The sequence below is a fragment of the Streptomyces sp. NPDC001568 genome, from assembly GCF_042893755.1.
In the GTDB taxonomy this organism is placed as follows: Bacteria; Actinomycetota; Actinomycetes; order Streptomycetales; family Streptomycetaceae; genus Streptomyces.
On sequence record NZ_JBIAVF010000019.1, the window covers coordinates 66950 to 83482 of the forward strand.

Genomic DNA, 16533 nt, shown 5'->3' on the forward strand with positions numbered 1-16533 from the left:
TCCAACTCCCTACAGGGGTCTACTTCGGTTGCGCCTTCTTGCGGCGGTTGCCGACCATCTGGCCGGCGAGGACCACCAGCACCGCGATGACGAACATCGCCGTGCCGATGACGTTGATCTGCACGGGCGTACCGCGCTGGGCCGATCCCCAGACGAACATGGGGAAGGTGACGGTGTTGCCCGAGTTGAAGTTGGTGATGATGAAGTCGTCGAACGAGAGCGCGAAGGAGAGCAGCGCACCCGCCGCGATGCCCGGGGCCGCGATGGGCAGGGTGACCCGCAGGAACGTCTGCACCGGACCCGCGTAGAGGTCGCGCGCGGCTTCCTCCAGGCGCGGGTCCATCGACAGCACGCGCGCCTTGACCGCGGCGACGACGAAGCTGAGGCAGAACATGACGTGGGCGATCAGGATGGTCCAGAAGCCCAGGCGGATGCCCATGTTGAGGAAGAGCGCGAGCAGCGAGGCCGCCATCACGATCTCCGGCATGGCCATCGGCAGGAAGATCAGCGAGTTGACCGCGCCGCGCGCCCGGAACCGGTAGCGCACGAGCGCGAAGGCTATGGCGGTGCCGAGGACGGTCGCGCCGATGGTGGCCCACAGCGCGATCTGGAGGGACAGGGCCAGCGAGCCGCACAGGTCGGCGACCCCGCAGGGGTCCTTCCAGGCGTCGAGCGAGAACTCCTGCCAGGAGTAGTTGAACCGCCCGGTGGGGTTGTTGAAGGAGAACAGCGTGACGACGAGGTTCGGCAGGATCAGGTAGGACAGCGTGCACAGTCCCGCGATGACGACGAGATGGCGGCGCAGCCAGGCCAGGGGCTTGTTCATCAGACCAGGTCCTCCGTTCCCGCTCGGCGGATGTAGACGGTGACCATGATCAGCACGATGGCCATGAGGATGAAGGACAGCGCGGCCGCTGTGGGGTAGTCGAGGATCCGCAGGTACTGCGACTGGATGACGTTGCCGATCATCCGGGTGTCCGTGGAGCCGAGCAGTTCGGCGTTCACGTAGTCGCCGCTCGCCGGGATGAAGGTCAGCAGGGTGCCGGAGACGACGCCGGGCATCGACAGCGGGAAGGTCACCTTGCGGAACACCGTGGCCGGGCGGGCGTACAGGTCGCCGGCGGCCTCGTGGAGGCGGGTGTCGATGCGCTCCAGCGAGGTGTAGAGCGGCAGGATCATGAACGGCAGGAAGTTGTACGTCAGACCGCAGACCACCGCGAGCGGGGTGGCGAGGACCCGGTCTCCCTCGGTCATGCCGAGCCAACTGGTGACGTCGAGGAAACCGATGCTGTTGAGGACGCCCACCACCGGGCCGCCGTCGGCCAGGATCGTCTTCCAGGCCAGGGTGCGGATCAGGAAGCTGGTGAAGAACGGAGCGATGACGAGCACCAGCAGGAGTCCCCGCCAGCGTCCGGCCTTGAAGGCGATCAGGTAGGCCAGCGGGTACCCGAGCAGCAGGCACAGCGCGGTCGCGGTGCCCGCGTAGAGCAGGGAGCGCAGGAACTGCGGGTAGTACTCGGTGAAGGCGTCCCAGTACGTGCTGAAGTGCCAGGTGACCTTGAAGCCCTCTTCGAGGGAGCCGGTCTGCACCGAGGTGGAGGCCTGGTAGACCATCGGCAGCACGAAGAAGACGAGCAGCCACAGGATGCCGGGGAGCAGCAGCCAGTACGGGATCAGTCGCTTGCGCAGCGAGGGCTTGTGCACCGCCGGCTCCGGCGCGGCCGGGGCGGGCGCCTGGGGCGGCGCGGTGGTGGCGCTCACGCGCTCTCCTCGACGGTCTCGACGCCCATCGTCCCCGCGAGCATGGACTGGGCCGCGTCCAGTCCGAAGGTGTGCTCCGGGTTCCAGTGCAGGACGACCTCGGCGCCGGGGACCAGGCGGGCGTCGCGTTCGATGTTCTGCGCGTACACCTCCAGTTCCGGGCAGACCGGGCTGTCGATGACGTACTGGGTGGAGACTCCGATGAAGGAGGAGTCCGCGATGCGCCCGGCGATGGTGTTGCGGCCCGCGGCGATGGTGTGCGCCTCGTCCGCGTGGACCAGGGAGATCTTCTCCGGGCGCACGCCGACCAGGAGTTTTCCGCCCGTGCGGGGCGTGGTCGAACATCGCGCGGCGGGCACTTTGAGGCGGGTGCCGGCCGAGCTGAGGGTGACGTCCGCGGCGCCCGCCTCCAGCACTTGCGCCTCGATGAGGTTGGAGGTGCCGAGGAAGTTGGCGACGAAGGTGGTCCGCGGGTTCTCGTAGAGGTCGGCGGGGGCGCCCAACTGCTCGACGCGGCCGCCGTTCATCACGGCGACCGTGTCGGCCATGGTCATGGCCTCCTCCTGGTCGTGCGTGACGTGGACGAAGGTGATGCCGACCTCGGTCTGGATGCGCTTGAGCTCCAACTGCATCTGGCGGCGCAGCTTGAGGTCGAGGGCGCCGAGCGGCTCGTCGAGCAGCAGGACCTGCGGGTGGTTGATGAGGGCCCGCCCGACGGCGACGCGCTGCTGCTGGCCACCGGACAGCTGGTGGGGCTTGCGCTGCGCGAACTGGCCGAGCTGGACCAGCTCCAGCATGTCGTCGACCTGCTTCTTGACGGACTTGACGCCCCGGCGGCGCAGCCCGAACGCGACGTTCTCGAAGATGTTGAGGTGCGGGAACAGCGCGTAGCTCTGGAAGACGGTGTTGACCGGGCGCTTGTACGGCGGCAGGTGCGTGACCTCGCGGTCGCCGAGGCTGACCGTGCCGGTGGAGGGTTCCTCCAGGCCGGCGATCATGCGCAGGGTGGTGGTCTTCCCGCAGCCCGAGGCGCCGAGCAGGGCGAAGAAGGAGCCCTGGGGGATGGTGAGGTCCAGCGGGTGCACTGCGGTGAAGGATCCGTAGTGCTTGCTGATACCGGCGAGGCGGACGTCCCCGCTCGCGGTCTTGTCAGTCATGGGCCTGGGCCTTCGGTGGTGTGTCGGAAGGGGCGGGAGGCACGGTGCGGCAGGGGGGCGCCGTGCGGGAGGCGGATCCGTCAGGCGCCGATGAGCTTGGCGAACTTCTCCTCGTACGCGGTCTCTTCCTCGCTCGTCAGGGAGCGGAAGGCGTGGGCCTTGGCGGCCATCGCTTTGTCCGGGACGATCAGCGGGTTGTCCGCGAGCGCGGGATCGATCTTGGCGAGCTCTTCCTTGACGCCTTCGACCGGGCAGACGTAGCTGATGAAGGCGGCGAGCTGGGCGGCGATCGGGGGCTCGTAGTAGAAGTCGATGAGCTTCTCGGCGTTGGCCTTGTGCCGGGCCTTCGCGGGGACCAGCAGGTTGTCGCTGGAGGTGATGTAACCGGGCGCGGGGATGGCGTACTTGATGTCCGGGTTGCCGGCCTGGAGCTGGATGACGTCGCCCGCCCAGGCGAGGCAGGCGGCGAGGTCGCCCTTGTCGAGGTCGGCGGTGTAGTCGTTGCCGGTGAAGCGGCGGATCTGCTTGGTGTCCACGCCCTTCTGGAGCCGGCCTATCGCCCCGTCGAAGTCGGCGGTGGTGAACTTCGCCGGGTCCTTGCCCTGGTCGAGGAGGGTCATGCCGACGCTGTCGCGCATCTCGGTGAGGAAGCCGACGCGACCCTTGAGGGTGGGGTCGTCCAGCATCTGCGTGACCGAGTCGACCGCCCTTCCGTCGGTGGCCTTGGAGTTGTAGGCGATGACGGTGTCGATGCCGGTCCAGGGGTAGCTGTAGGAGCGGCCCGGGTCCCAGTCGGGGCTGCGGAACTGCGGGATCAGGTTGGCGTAGGCGTGGGGCAGGTTCGCGGGGTCGAGCTTCTGCGCCCAGCCGAGCCGGATGATGCGGGCGGCGAGCCAGTCGGTGACGACGATCAGGTCGCGGCCGGTGTCCTGGCCCGCGGCCAGCTGCGGGCGGACCTTGCCGAAGAACTCGACGTTGTCGTTGATGTCCTCGGTGTACTTGACCTTGATTCCGGTGCGCTTGGTGAACTCCTCCAGCGTCGGACGGGACTTCTCGTCGTCGCTGGTGTCCATGTACTCGGTCCAGTTGGAGAAGTTCAGCTCCTTCTCCTGCGCCGAGCGGTCGTCGGAGGCCTGCGCCGCGTCGCCCTCCCGCTTGGCGGGCGGGATCCCGCAGGCGGTGAGGGCGGACAGGCCTGCGAGGGTGAGCGCGCCGACTCCGGACGCGCGCAGCAGGGAGCGGCGGGTGAGGGCGCCGCGCCCGCTGGTCAGACTGCGTCGCATCGCGGCGAGTTGCGCCGCCGAGAGACGGTCGGGCTCGAACTGCTCCATGCGCGTTGCCCTTTCGGGATGGGTGTGCCGCCGGTCGGGCGGTACTCGGCTATCGGTCCCCGAAGATCGTGCGGTGCCAGTCCTTCGCGGCGACCGCGGTGTTGTCGTACATCACGTGCTTGACCTGCGTGTACTCCTCGAAGGAGTACGAGCTCATGTCCTTGCCGAAGCCGCTCGCCTTGTAGCCTCCGTGCGGCATCTCGCTGATGATCGGGATGTGGTCGTTGACCCAGACGCAGCCCGCCTTCATCTCGCGGGTGGCCCGGTTCGCCCGGTACAGGTCGCGGGTCCAGGCGGACGCGGCGAGCCCGTACGGGGTGTCGTTGGCCAGGTCGAGGCCCTCGTCGTCGGTGTCGAAGGGCAGCACGACCAGGACCGGGCCGAAGATCTCGGACTGGACGACCTCGCTGTCCTGCGCGGCGTCGGCGATCAGCGTCGGCCGGTAGTACGCGCCGTCGGCGAGCTCGCCCGTCGGGATCTCGCCGCCGGTGACGACGGTGGCGTACGCGCGGGCCCGCTCCACGAAGGCGGCGACCCGGTCGCGCTGGGCGTGCGAGACGAGCGGGCCGAGGTCGGTGCCCGGCGCGAAGGGGTCGCCCAGGCGGACGGTCTCCATCAGCTCGGCGACCCGGGCGACGAAGGCGTCGTGCAGCGGGCGCTGGACGTAGGCGCGGGTGGCCGCGGTGCAGTCCTGGCCGGTGTTGATGAGCGAGGCGGCGACCGCGCCGTGCGCGGCGGCCTCCAGGTCGGCGTCGTCGAAGACGAGGAAGGGCGCCTTGCCGCCGAGCTCCAGGTGGAGGCGCTTGACGGTGGCGGTGGCGATCTCCGCGACCCGCTTGCCGACGGCGGTGGAGCCGGTGAAGGAGGTCATGACCACGTCGGGGTGGGCGACCAGGTGCTCGCCCGCGTCCCGGCCGGCCCCGGTGACGATGTTGATCACACCGTCGGGCAGGCCCGCCTCCTTCGCCGCCTGGGCGAACATCAGGGAGGTCAGCGGGGTCAGCTCGGCGGGCTTCAGGACGATGGTGTTGCCCGCGGCGATGGCCGGGAGGATCTTCCAGGCGGCCATCTGGAGCGGATAGTTCCAAGGGGCGATGGAGCCCACGACGCCGATGGCCTCGCGGCGCACGTACGAGGTGTGGTCGCCCGAGTACTCGGCGGCCGCCTGGCCCTGGAGGTGGCGGGCGGCGCCCGCGAAGAAGGCGGTGTTGTCGATGGTCCCCGGTACGTCGAACTCCGTGGACAGTTTGAGCGGCTTGCCGCACTGGAGGGACTCCGCGCGGGCGAAGTCCTCCGCCTGCGCGGCCAGCACGGCGGCCAGCCGGTGCAGGGCGTCCGACCGCTCGCCCGGGGTGGCGCCCGACCACCCGGGGAAGGCGCGCTTGGCGGCGTCGACGGCCGCGTCGACGTCCGCCGTGCCGGCGAGTTCGTACGTGAGGACGTCCTCACCGGTGGCGGGATCGATGATGGTGTGCGAGCGGCCCGAGGTACCGGGCCTGAGCTGCCCGTCGATGTACTGCGCGCCGTCTGCGAAGCGGTCCTTGACCTGGAAGCGGTTACCCATCACGCTCTCACGCTCTCCGTAGCTACAGCTCGAACCGTAGCTACAGCTCGAATTGAGTGCCGATCCTGGCAGAGGTGTTCCCCTCCGCCAAGGGATTCCGTTGTTGCCTTTTGATTACGCGACGGAATCGGTCGACCATGTGTCGAGGCACGCCCGAAATCCCGTACGAAGTGTCCGTGGTGACTGTCAGACTCGCGTGCATGGAGATGGTCGACAAGTTGATCGAGCAGGTCAGGCGCGGTGAGAAGGTCAAGTACCTGCCGTTCTGGGGGCACCGGGCGCGGCCGGACGGACAGCTGGGGCCGAGCTGCCTGAGCCAGTGGTGGCCGTCCACCTTCACTGTGGGTGACGTCCGGTACGCCACGGCCGAACACTGGATGATGGCGGGCAAGGCTCGGCTGTTCGAGGACCCGGAGGCGGAGCGCGCCGCGCTGGAGGCCGGGAGCCCCGCGCAGGCGAAGGCGGCCGGGCGGCTGGTGCGCGGGTTCGACGACGCGGTGTGGGTGCGGGAGCGGTTCGCGCTGGTCGTCGAGGGCAGCGTCCACAAGTTCGCCTCGGACCCGGCCCTGCGCTCCTACCTGCTGGGCACCGGCACCCGGGTGCTGGTCGAGGCGAGCCCGATGGACCGGATCTGGGGCGTCGGACTCGCCGCCGACGACGAGCGGGCGCTGGACCCGGCCCGCTGGCGCGGGCTGAACCTGTTGGGCTTCGCCCTGATGGAAGCCCGGGAACGGCTGCGCGCGGGCGCCGCGTGACGGGGCCGGAGCGGCAACGGGTCGCCGCCGTCATCATCCGGGACGGGTGCGTCCTGATGGTCCGCGAGCGCGGCAGGGGGCCGTCCGGTCTGCACGACGGACCCGAGTACTGGACCCTGCCCGGCGGCGGCGTGGAGCCCGGCGAGGACCTGGTGGCGGCCGTGCGCCGGGAGGTCGCCGAGGAGACCGGCCTGCGCGCCCTGGAGGTGCGGTGGGCGTACGAGGCGCCCTACCCCTCGGGGTGGACCGTCTGCTTCCGGGTCACGGTGGCGCCCGGGGAGCCCCGGCTCGGCGTGGACCCCGACCTGGAGTGCCCCTGCCCCCGGATGGTCGGGCTCAGCTGGGTACCCCTGGCGCGGAGCGCGCCGGACGGGCCCTACATGGTGGCGACCCTGCTGTCGGCCGTCCCGGACTGACCCCGCACCGGGGCCGTCGGGAACGGGCCGGGCGCGCGTCCGCGCACGGGGTGGCAGGCGCGACGAGGTCGGACGGGCGCGGGGTTGGACGCGCAAGGGGGCAGACGCGCACGGGGACAGACGCGCAAGGGGTCGGACGGGCGCGGGATCAGACGCGCTCGCGGACGTCCGAGACCGAGGGCGGGTCGCCGCCGTCGTACCCGTCGGAACCGTCGTCGGTGGCGTCGAACACGACCAGCAGGGTCATCACCAGGCCCAGCACGATGCCCACGGAGCCCAGGATGACGCCGGCCATGGCCATGCCGCCACCGCCGGCCTGGCCGCGGCTCGCCCTGCCCCAGCCCAGCGCGCCGAAGACCACCGCGGCGATGCCCAGGGCGATCGAGCCCACCATCGTCACGCAGGCGACCACGGACAGGATGCCGAGCACCAGCGCGGTCACGGCCATGCCGCTGCTCGCCGGCGGTGCCTGGGGCGGGTACGCGTACGCCGGTTGCCCCGAGTACGCGTACCCGCCGGCCGCGGGCGCCGGGTACTCGGGGTACCCGTACCCCGGCGCGGCGGGGTACCCCCGGCCCGCGGGATCCGGCTGCGCCGGGTACCCGTAGGCCGGTGTCGCCCCGGGGCCGGACGCGGCGGGCATCGGTGTCGTCGGCGACCCGTACGGCGCGGGCGAGGCGTAGCCGGAGGGGCCGGGCGCGCCGGGTATCCCGGTCATGGTCACCTGCTCGTGCACCGGCGCCACCGGCGGTCCGCCCGGGCTCGCCGGCGCGTTGCCGGGGTACGCCGCCCGCTGCTCGGGCGGCGCCCACGGATCCCTCGGTTCTGGGCTCTGGTCGGTCATGCGGCGCCCCCCTTCTCGTACAGCCATGCTAGGCGCTGACGCCGACACCCCCCGGCGCTGCCTACGATGAAGCCGACCTGACCGCACCCGCGTCCATACGGAGGCATCCATGCCCGACCTGCACCCCTTCATCGCCGGGCTGCCCAAGGCCGAACTGCACGTCCACCACGTCGGCTCGGCCTCCCCGCGCATCGTGGCCGAACTCGCCTCCCGCCACCCCGACTCGAAGGTCCCGACCGATCCCGAGGCGCTCGCCGACTACTTCACCTTCACCGACTTCGCCCACTTCATCGACGTCTACCTGTCGGTCGTCGACCTGGTCCGTACCCCGGAGGACGTACGGCTGCTGACGTACGAGGTGGCGCGTGACATGGCCCGGCAGAACATCCGGTACGCCGAACTGACCATCACCCCGTACTCCTCCACCCGCCGCGGCATCGAGGAGAAGGCCTTCATGGAGGCCATCGAGGACGCCCGCAAGGCGGCCGAGTCCGAGCTCGGCGTCATCCTGCGCTGGTGCTTCGACATCCCCGGCGAGGCCGGACTGGAGGCGGCCGCCGAGACCACCCGCCTCGCCGTCGAACTGCGCCCCGAGGGCCTGGTGTCCTTCGGACTGGGCGGCCCCGAGATCGGCGTCCCGCGCCCGCAGTTCAAGCCGTACTTCGACCGGGCCCGCGCCGCCGGACTGCACAGCGTGCCGCACGCCGGCGAGACCACCGGACCGCAGACCGTCTGGGACGCCATCCACGAGCTGGGCGCCGAGCGCATCGGCCACGGCACCACCTCCACCCAGGACCCGGAGCTGCTGGCCTACCTCGCCGAGCACCGCATCGCGCTGGAGGTCTGCCCGACGTCCAACATCGCCACCCGCGCCGTGACCGACCTCGACGCGCACCCGGTCAAGGAGATGGTGGCCGCGGGCGTGCTCGTCACCATCAACAGCGACGACCCGCCGATGTTCGGATCCGACCTCAACAACGAGTACGCGGTGGCCGCCCGCCTCCTGGACCTCGACGAGCTCGGCCTGGCACAGCTCGCGAAGAACGCCGTGGAGGCCTCGTTCCTGGACGCGGCCGGCAAGGCGAAGCTGAGCGCCGAGATCGACACGTACACCGCGGCTTGGCTCGCGCGCTGACCCAACTGCCCTCGGCTGCCCCGAGAATGGGGGCATGAGCACCCTCACTGCCGTCGGGCACCGCGGCGACCCCTACCGTTTCCGTGAGAACACCCTCGCCTCCGTCCGCTCCGCCTTCGCGCTGGGGGCGGACGCGGTGGAGGTCGACGTACGGCTCACCCGCGACGGGGTACCCGTCCTGCTCCACGACGACACCCTCCTGCGGCTGTGGGGCCACGACGTACGGCTCGACGACGTCACGGCCCCGCAACTCAAGGAGCTGACGGAGGGCAGGGTCCCGACCCTGCGGGACGCCCTGATGGCGGCCGGGGCCGGCCGGTTGATGATCGACCTGCCCGGCGCCTCGACCGAGGCCGTGCGCGCGGTCGTCGGCCTGGTGCGCGAGTGCGGGGCGGGCGAGCGGACGTACTACTGCGCGGGGCCCGACACCATGTTGGCGGTGCGCGCCGCCGATCCGGGTGCGGAGATCGCGTTGACCTGGACGACGCTGTCGCCGCCGCGCCGGGTGCTGATCGACGCGGTGGCCCCGCGCTGGCTCAACTACCGGTTCGGGCTGGTCGACCGGGCCCTGACACAGGCCCTGCACCGGGACGGTTTGCTCGTCTCGGCGTGGACCCCGGACACCAAGCGGTCGATGCGGGCGCTCGTGGCGGCCGGCGTGGACTCGATCACCACCAACCGGCTGGACGCGCTGGCGGCCGTGCGCGCCGGCCTCGGCCGTTGACGCCCGGGTGATACGCGGGCTGACTGACCGGGTCCGGCGCGCCGATCCCCGGTGGCAGGACCTCGGACTGACCCTGCTGGTGCAGTTGGTCTCCAGCATGCCGTTCGTACTGCCGGACCAGCCGGGCGGGTCGCCCAAGAGCTGGGTGGCGTACGCGTTCACGACGGCCGGCCTGCTGCCGCTGATCTGGCGGCGGCGGGCTCCGGTGACGGTCCTGGCGGTCATCTGCGCCGTCGGCTTCGGCTACAACCTGGGGATGGACGGGCCGGGGCAACCACTGCCCTACGGTCCGCTGGTCGCCTTCTACACCGTGGCCGTGTGCTGCCCGCGGCGGACCAGGCTGGCGGTGTCCGCGGCCGTCGTGGTGGCGTCCTGCCTCGCCGTGTACTGGAACACCGGGACGGCCCGCGAGTTGGTCTTCACCCTGTTCGTGGGCGGCTCCGCGTACGCGCTGGGCCGATCGAGGCACACCCGTCAGGCGTACACGGCCGCCGTCGAGGACCGGGCGGAACAACTGGAGCGTGCGAACCGGATCGAGGCGGAGCAGGCGGCGGCGCGCGAACGGGCGCGCATCGCACGGGAGATGCACGACATCCTCTCGCACGCGGTCAGCATCATGATCGTGCAGGCCGAGGCGGGTCCGGTCGCGGTGCGCCGCGCTCCGGCCCGCGCCGAGGCGGCCTTCGAGGCGATCGCGGAGACGGGCCGGGACGCGATGGCGCAGCTGCGGACCATGTTGGGCGTGTTGCGCACGGACGAGTCGGCCCCGCGGGCGCCGCAACCGGGGATCGGGGCGTTGCCCGCCCTGCTGGACCGGGTGCGGGCGAGCGGGCCGAGGGTGTCGTACGAGCGGACGGGCACGGTCCGCGAACTGCCGGCGGCGCTGGAGGCGACGGTGCACCGGGTGGTGCAGGAGGCGCTGACCAACGTGGTCAAGCATGCCGGGGCGGCATCGGTGGACGTACGACTGGAGTACGGCCCGACGGAGCTGACGGTGACCGTCGCGGACGACGGCCGGGGCCCGGGCGGGGCGACGCCGGGCGCGGGGTCGCCGACGTCGTCCGGCTCCGGGTCGTCCGGCGGGCACGGGTTGATCGGCATCCGCGAGCGGGCGGCGGCGCACGGCGGAACGGCCTGGTCGGGGCCGGGGCCGGGCGGCACCGGGTTCCTGGTGCGGGTGGCTCTTGTAACGTCGCAGCCGGAGGTGGGGACGTGACGATCCGTGTGGTGGTGGCCGACGACCAGGAACTGGTCCGCAGCGGCTTCGCGATGATCCTGGACGTCCAGGAGGACATCGAGGTCGTGGCGGAGGTCGGGGACGGGGCGGCGGCCGTGGAGGCCGTGGCGCGACTGGCCCCGGACGTGGCCCTGCTGGACATCAGGATGCCGGTGCTGGACGGGATCGAGGCCTGCCGGAGCATCACGGCGAGCAGCACGTGCCGAACGGTGATGCTGACGACCTTCGACTCGGACGAGTACGTGTACGAGGCGCTGCACGCGGGGGCGAGCGGGTTCCTGCTGAAGGACGTCCGACGGGACGACCTGGTGCACGCGGTCCGGGTGGTGGCGGCGGGCGAGTCGCTGCTGGCGCCTTCGGTGGCGCGGCGGCTGATCGAGGAGTACACGGCGGCGACGGCCCGGCCGTCGGCCGCTCGGGAGCTTTCCGCACGGCGGCTGGAGGCGCTGACGGCCCGGGAACGGGAGACCCTGCTGCATCTGGGGCGGGGGCTGTCGAACGCGGAGATCGCGGTGGCACTGGTGGTGAGCGAGCACACCGTGAAGTCGCACGTGGGCAACGTGCTGGCGAAGCTGGGACTGCGCGACCGGATCCAGGCGGTGATCTGCGCGTACGAGACCGGGCTGATAGCGGCGGGGGCCGGGGCGGTGGCCTCCGGGGCGGGCGGGTTCGGGGCGGTGGGTTCTCCCTCTCGGGAGTGAGGGGGCGGCGTGTCCACTCCCCCGCGTCGGTGAGTTGTCGTACCGCTGAAGACCCCTCTCATCGGGGATCCGCAACCACCCCCGTGAGCAGCAACATGGTGGTCATCGGGGCATCGAGCCCCAAGGACCGCACCACGGGGGAACCACCATGAACGCAACGACCCGCACCACGTTGATCGCCGCCGCCCTGCTCATGGGGATCGCGTCCGGCCCGGCCGTCGCGGCGCCCGCCACCGCGCCGGCGTCGACGTCCTCGGCCGCGCCGGCGGCCACCCCCGCGCCGCCCACGTTCTCCACCCCGCCCGACGCGGCGGCGCTGGCGCAGGCCATCGCGGGCCTCAGAGCACGGCACGAGGGGGCGACGGCCGCCCTGGTGCGGGTGGGCGGCGCGAGCGGCGAGTGGCGGGGCGCCTCCGGTGTCGCGGACATCCGTACGGGGCGCCCGGCGATCGCCGAGGGCCGCTTCCGGGCCGGTTCGGTGACGAAGACCTTCACCTCGGCGGTGGTGCTCCAGCTGGTCGCCGAGGGCCGACTGCGCCTGGACGGGACGGTGCAGGAGTACCTGCCGGGCCTGCTGCCGGCATCGTTCAAGCCGGTCACCGTGCGGCAGTTGCTGAACTACACGAGCGGGATCCGCCCCGCCGACGGCCCGGGCGACACCTTCGAGGAGGCGTACGCCCACCGGTTCGACGTGGAGGATCCGCACGCCCTCATCGCCAACGCGGTGGCCAAGGGCCCGGAGTTCGACCCGGGAACCAAGCAGCACTACCTGAACATCGACTACACGATCCTGGGCGTACTGATCGAGAGGGTGACCGGCACGTCCTACGACCAGGCCGTGACCGCCCGGATCCTCAAGCCCCTGGGCCTGCGGGACACTTCGCTGCCGAGTAGGACCCAAACCCGCATACCGGGTGCGCACAACCGGGGCTACCAGGCGGTGCCGCTGCCCGACGGCGGCCGGAGGTTGGTCGACGTCTCCGTGTGGGGCTCCTCCCGGGAGTGGGCGGCCGGGGACCTGATATCGACCACGGCGGACCTGGAGCGGTTCACGAAGGCCCTGTTCGGCGGCCGTCTGGTGCCGACGGCGCAGTTGGAGGAGATGTTCACGGTGCCCGCCGTGCCGGACTTCGAGACCGGGCAGCCCGCGGAACTGACGGCCGGCATGAAGCGGTTCGTCCTGCCGGGCGGCAAGGAGGCCTGGGGCAAGACGGGCGGCCGGCACGGCTACAACACGTTGATCGGGGGGACCCGTGATCTGTCGCGCACCCTCGTCTACTCGGTGAACTCCACCGACGCCAAGGGCCGGGACATGAACAAGGTCGCCGAGGCCATCGCGTACGCGGCGTTCACCAAGTAGCCGGTCGAGGACCGGGGTTACGACTGGGGCTGCGCCTGCGGCGTCGGGGGCAGCGCCGCCGGCAGCGTCTCGGGAGGCAAGGTTGCGGTGGGCAGGGTTGCGGTGGGCGGGAGTCCGACCGACAGGGCTTCCAAGCGCTTGATCATGCGGCGCAGGATCAGCAGCGGTATCACCCCGAAGACGCCGAACGACATGTCGATGACCGACCACCAGAAGGGGATGCCCCGGACGGGGGCGCAGATCAGGGCGAGCGGGATGATGCCGGCGCAGGCCACCATGCCGGCCTCGACGATCCAGATGTTGCGTACGGGGTCGCGGTGGACCCCGTAGAAGAAGACGGCGATCACCAAGTGGGCGAAGGCCAGCCAGTCGGTGCCGTAGAGGAGGAAGGGGTACTCGGCATCGGCCCGGATGAGGCCGTCACCGACGCGCTGGAGCCATTCGTTGGAGACCAGGGCGTTGGCCCACCGGAGCTCGGTGACGAGCGGGAAGGCGGTGAGCCCGCTCAGGACGAGGCAGTCGAGGAACAGGGCAAGCCAGGCACGGATCCGCCGCTCAAGGGCGCTTCTCTCGCTCATGGAAGCCACCCTACTCCCGTAATTGAACACGTTCAGCCACTCTCGTGAACGCGTTCAATTCAGGGGCGAGGTGGGGCCATGACAGGGGGAACCGACAGGCAGGGCGGGGCACATGGGCAGGGTGGGGCTCAGCGGCGGGACGGCCCGGTCGGGCTCACAGGCCGACGATGGAGTTCCAGCGCCGGGCGAGGGTCCGACGTTCGACCGAGGAGATGTCCCGGGCCACGACGAGGCGTTCGCGCATGTCCTCGTCGGGGAAGATCAGCGGGTTCTCGGCGAGTTCGGCGGTCTCCTTGTCCGGGGAGCCGGCCAGTACCTCGCGGGCCGCGGGCACGGGGCAGACGTAGTTGACGGCAGCGGCCAGCTCCGCCGCCACCTCCGGGTCGTAGTAGTGGTCGACGAGGGCCTCGGCGTTGGCCTTGTGCCGGGCGAGGTTGGGAATGAGCAGGCTCTCCGCCCAGAGCTCCGCGCCCTCCTCGGGAACCACGAACTCGATGTCGGGGTTGTCCGCCTGGAGCTGGATGGCATCACCGGAGTAGGCCTGGCAGGCCAGGACGTCCCCCTTGCTCAGGTCGGAGGTGTAGTCGTTGCCGGTGAAGCGCCGGATGTGCTTCCTGCGCACCAGTTCATCGACCTGGTCGCACATCCGGTGGAAGTCCGATTCGGTCCACCGCGTGACGTCGACGCCGTTGCCCTGCATCAACAGCGCGAAGGACTCGTCGAGCCCGGAGAAGAGCGTCACCTTGCCCGCCAGGTCCGGCTTCCAGAGGTCGTTCACCGACTTGATCTCGCGGCCCAGCGCCTTGCGGTTGTACGCGATGCCCGTGATGCCCGACTGCCAGGGGACGGTGTGCAGTCGACCCTCGTCGAAGGCGGGGGAACTCAGCTGCGGGTCGAGGTACCTGGTGACGTTGGCCTGCGTCGAGCGGTCCATCGCCTGGGCCCACCCCAGGTGGACGAAGCGGGCGGCCATCCAGTCGCTGACGACGACGAGGTCGTGCCCGGTGGCCTGGCGGTTCATCAGCGCCGGGCTGATCTTGCCGAAGAACTCGTCGTTGTCGTTGATCTCCTCGGTGTACCGGACCTCGATGCCGGTCCGCTCGGAGAAGGCGTCCAGCGTCGGGCGGCTCTCCTCGTCCTCCTCGCCGGTGTCGATGTAGAGGGGCCAGTTCGAGAAGGCGACGCTCCGGTCCCGGGCGGAGACGTCCTCGCCCCGGCGCCGCTCCTGGGGGACGTAGGCGGCGGGCACGCCGCAGCCGGTGAGGGCGGCCAGCAGGCCCGTGGCACCGAGGCCGCGCAACGCCGCGCGGCGGGAGAAGGCGAGTTCAGGCATGCGCACAGCCTCGGACACGCCGAAGGGGCGGGCAATAGACAAGGTGTCTACTGCCCGCCCCCTCAGAGCCCTGCGGTGATCAGTGTGATCACCGCTCCGGACCGGCGTGCCGTGATCAGCCGTCGAGCGAGGTCATGACGTGCTTGATGCGGGTGTAGTCCTCGAAGCCGTAGGCGGAGAGGTCCTTGCCGTAGCCGGACTTCTTGAACCCGCCGTGGGGCATCTCGGCGACGAGCGGGATGTGGGTGTTGATCCACACGCAGCCGAAGTCGAGGTTCTTGGACATCCGCATCGCGCGGCCGTGGTCCTTGGTCCACACGGAGGAGGCGAGGGCGAACTCGACGCCGTTCGCGTAGTCCAGGGCCTGGGCCTCGTCCGTGAAGGACTGGACGGTGATGACGGGGCCGAAGACCTCGTTCTGGATGATCTCGTCGTCCTGCTTCAGGCCCGAGACCACGGTCGGGGCGTAGAAGTAGCCCTTGTCGCCGACGCGGTGGCCGCCCGCCTCGACCTTGGCGTGGGCGGGGAGGCGCTCGATGAAGCCCGCGACCTGCTTGAGCTGGTTCGGGTTGTTCAGCGGGCCGTAGAGCACGTCCTCGTCGTCCGGCTGACCGGTCTTCGTGTCGGAGGCGGCCTTGGCGAGCGCGGCCACGAACTCGTCGTGGATCGACTCGTGCACGAGCACGCGGGTCGCGGCGGTGCAGTCCTGACCGGCGTTGAAGTAGCCGGCGACCGCGATGTCCTCGACGGCCTTGGCGAGGTCGGCGTCCTGGAAGACGACGACGGGAGCCTTGCCGCCCAGCTCCAGGTGGACGCGCTTGACGTCCTTGGACGCGCTCTCGGCGACCTGCATGCCCGCGCGTACCGAGCCGGTGATGGAGGCCATCGCCGGGGTGGAGTGCTCGACCATGGCCTTGCCGGTCTCGCGGTCGCCGCAGACGACGTTGAAGACGCCCTTGGGCAGCACGGAGTCGATGATCTCCGCCATCAGGACGGTGGAGGCCGGGGTGGTGTCCGACGGCTTGAGCACCACGGTGTTGCCCGCGGCGATCGCCGGGGCGAACTTCCACACGGCCATCATCATCGGGTAGTTCCACGGCGCGACCTGCGCGCAGACGCCGACCGGCTCGCGGCGGACGATGGAGGTCATCCCGTCCATGTACTCGCCGGCGGAACGGCCTTCGAGCAGGCGGGCGGCGCCGGCGAAGAAGCGGATCTGGTCCACCATCGGCGGCAGTTCCTCGCTGGCCGTCAGGCCCAGCGGCTTGCCCGTGTTCTCCGACTCGGCGGCGACCAGCTCGTCCGCGCGCGCCTCGAAGGCGTCCGCGATCTTGAGCAGGGCCTTCTGCCGCTCGGACGGGGTCGTGTCGCGCCAGCCCGGGAAGGCGGCAGCGGCGGCGGCCATGGCCGCGTCCACATCGGCCTGGCCGGACAGGGGGGCCGTCGCGTACGCCTCGCCGGTGGCGGGATTGACCACCTCGGTGGTCCGCCCGTCGGCGGCGTCCTTGAACTCCCCGCCGATGTAGTTGCGCAGACGACGCAGTTCGGTGGTCACTACAGCCACTCTCCTGATCACATGTCCAATGATTGAGACGAATCCCCAGCCTAGCCCCTCGGGTGACGCTTTCGACAGAGCC

The 16533-nt window shown here is 70.8% G+C and carries 16 protein-coding genes; 7 read left to right on the top strand and 9 right to left on the bottom strand.

Annotation, left to right across the window (positions count from 1 at the left end):
* Positions 1-19: 19 nt before the first annotated feature.
* The 5 genes from ACFY0I_RS30475 to ACFY0I_RS30495 form a co-directional block, all read right to left on the bottom strand.
* A complete protein-coding gene (locus ACFY0I_RS30475; protein ID WP_281207335.1) occupies positions 20-826 on the bottom strand; it encodes an ABC transporter permease in 807 nt (268 codons plus the stop codon).
* The gene (locus ACFY0I_RS30480; protein ID WP_388901847.1) at positions 826-1761 is read right to left on the bottom strand and encodes an ABC transporter permease; all 936 of its coding nucleotides are present in this window, start codon (positions 1759-1761) and stop codon (positions 826-828) included. Before ACFY0I_RS30480 ends, ACFY0I_RS30475 begins: the two co-directional genes overlap by 1 nt.
* Positions 1758-2918, bottom strand: a complete 1161-nt coding sequence (locus tag ACFY0I_RS30485) for an ABC transporter ATP-binding protein (protein WP_388901849.1) — start codon at positions 2916-2918, stop codon at positions 1758-1760. Before ACFY0I_RS30485 ends, ACFY0I_RS30480 begins: the two co-directional genes overlap by 4 nt.
* Before the next feature lie 80 nt (positions 2919-2998).
* Positions 2999-4249, bottom strand: coding sequence for a spermidine/putrescine ABC transporter substrate-binding protein (locus tag ACFY0I_RS30490; RefSeq protein WP_388901851.1), 1251 nt, complete (start codon positions 4247-4249; stop codon positions 2999-3001).
* Between the two features lie 49 nt (positions 4250-4298).
* Positions 4299-5813: a gamma-aminobutyraldehyde dehydrogenase gene (locus ACFY0I_RS30495; RefSeq protein ID WP_388902000.1), complete on the bottom strand. Its 1515-nt coding sequence runs from the start codon at positions 5811-5813 to the stop codon at positions 4299-4301.
* Between the two features lie 200 nt (positions 5814-6013).
* Here ACFY0I_RS30495 and ACFY0I_RS30500 point away from each other — a divergent pair, with 200 nt between their 5' ends.
* Together ACFY0I_RS30500 and ACFY0I_RS30505 are read left to right on the top strand one after the other, a co-directional pair.
* On the top strand, positions 6014-6568 hold the full coding sequence (locus ACFY0I_RS30500) for an NADAR family protein (RefSeq protein ID WP_388901853.1): 555 nt from the start codon (positions 6014-6016) through the stop codon (positions 6566-6568).
* A complete protein-coding gene (locus ACFY0I_RS30505) occupies positions 6565-6984 on the top strand; it encodes an NUDIX domain-containing protein (protein ID WP_388901855.1) in 420 nt (139 codons plus the stop codon). The genes ACFY0I_RS30500 and ACFY0I_RS30505 overlap by 4 nt, the downstream gene beginning before the upstream one ends.
* Before the next feature lie 148 nt (positions 6985-7132).
* On the opposite strand, the gene ACFY0I_RS30510 is transcribed toward ACFY0I_RS30505, so the two are convergent.
* The gene (locus tag ACFY0I_RS30510) at positions 7133-7828 is read right to left on the bottom strand and encodes a DUF4190 domain-containing protein (protein WP_388901857.1); all 696 of its coding nucleotides are present in this window, start codon (positions 7826-7828) and stop codon (positions 7133-7135) included.
* Between the two features lie 109 nt (positions 7829-7937).
* On the opposite strand from ACFY0I_RS30510, the gene ACFY0I_RS30515 reads away from it, so the two are divergent.
* The 5 genes from ACFY0I_RS30515 (at position 7938) to ACFY0I_RS30535 (ending at position 12985) form a co-directional block, all read left to right on the top strand.
* Positions 7938-8963, top strand: a complete 1026-nt coding sequence (locus ACFY0I_RS30515; protein WP_388901859.1) for an adenosine deaminase — start codon at positions 7938-7940, stop codon at positions 8961-8963.
* Positions 8964-8997: 34 nt separating this feature from the next.
* A complete protein-coding gene (locus tag ACFY0I_RS30520) occupies positions 8998-9687 on the top strand; it encodes a glycerophosphodiester phosphodiesterase (RefSeq protein WP_388901861.1) in 690 nt (229 codons plus the stop codon).
* Between the two features lie 7 nt (positions 9688-9694).
* A complete protein-coding gene (locus tag ACFY0I_RS30525; protein WP_388901863.1) occupies positions 9695-10903 on the top strand; it encodes a sensor histidine kinase in 1209 nt (402 codons plus the stop codon).
* Positions 10900-11625 carry a response regulator gene (locus ACFY0I_RS30530; RefSeq protein WP_388901865.1) on the top strand — a complete coding sequence of 242 codons (726 nt, stop codon included), beginning with the start codon at positions 10900-10902 and terminating at the stop codon, positions 11623-11625. Before ACFY0I_RS30525 ends, ACFY0I_RS30530 begins: the two co-directional genes overlap by 4 nt.
* A 148-nt stretch (positions 11626-11773) precedes the next feature.
* Positions 11774-12985, top strand: a complete 1212-nt coding sequence (locus ACFY0I_RS30535; RefSeq protein WP_388901867.1) for a serine hydrolase domain-containing protein — start codon at positions 11774-11776, stop codon at positions 12983-12985.
* Between the two features lie 17 nt (positions 12986-13002).
* Here ACFY0I_RS30535 and ACFY0I_RS30540 read toward each other — a convergent pair whose 3' ends face one another.
* From ACFY0I_RS30540 to ACFY0I_RS30550, 3 genes are all read right to left on the bottom strand, one after another.
* On the bottom strand, positions 13003-13563 hold the full coding sequence (locus tag ACFY0I_RS30540; protein WP_388901869.1) for a hypothetical protein: 561 nt from the start codon (positions 13561-13563) through the stop codon (positions 13003-13005).
* Between the two features lie 154 nt (positions 13564-13717).
* Positions 13718-14896, bottom strand: a complete 1179-nt coding sequence (locus tag ACFY0I_RS30545) for a PotD/PotF family extracellular solute-binding protein (protein ID WP_388901871.1) — start codon at positions 14894-14896, stop codon at positions 13718-13720.
* 115 nt (positions 14897-15011) lie between these two features.
* Positions 15012-16451: a gamma-aminobutyraldehyde dehydrogenase gene (locus ACFY0I_RS30550; RefSeq protein WP_362875982.1), complete on the bottom strand. Its 1440-nt coding sequence runs from the start codon at positions 16449-16451 to the stop codon at positions 15012-15014.
* Positions 16452-16533: the final 82 nt, after the last annotated feature.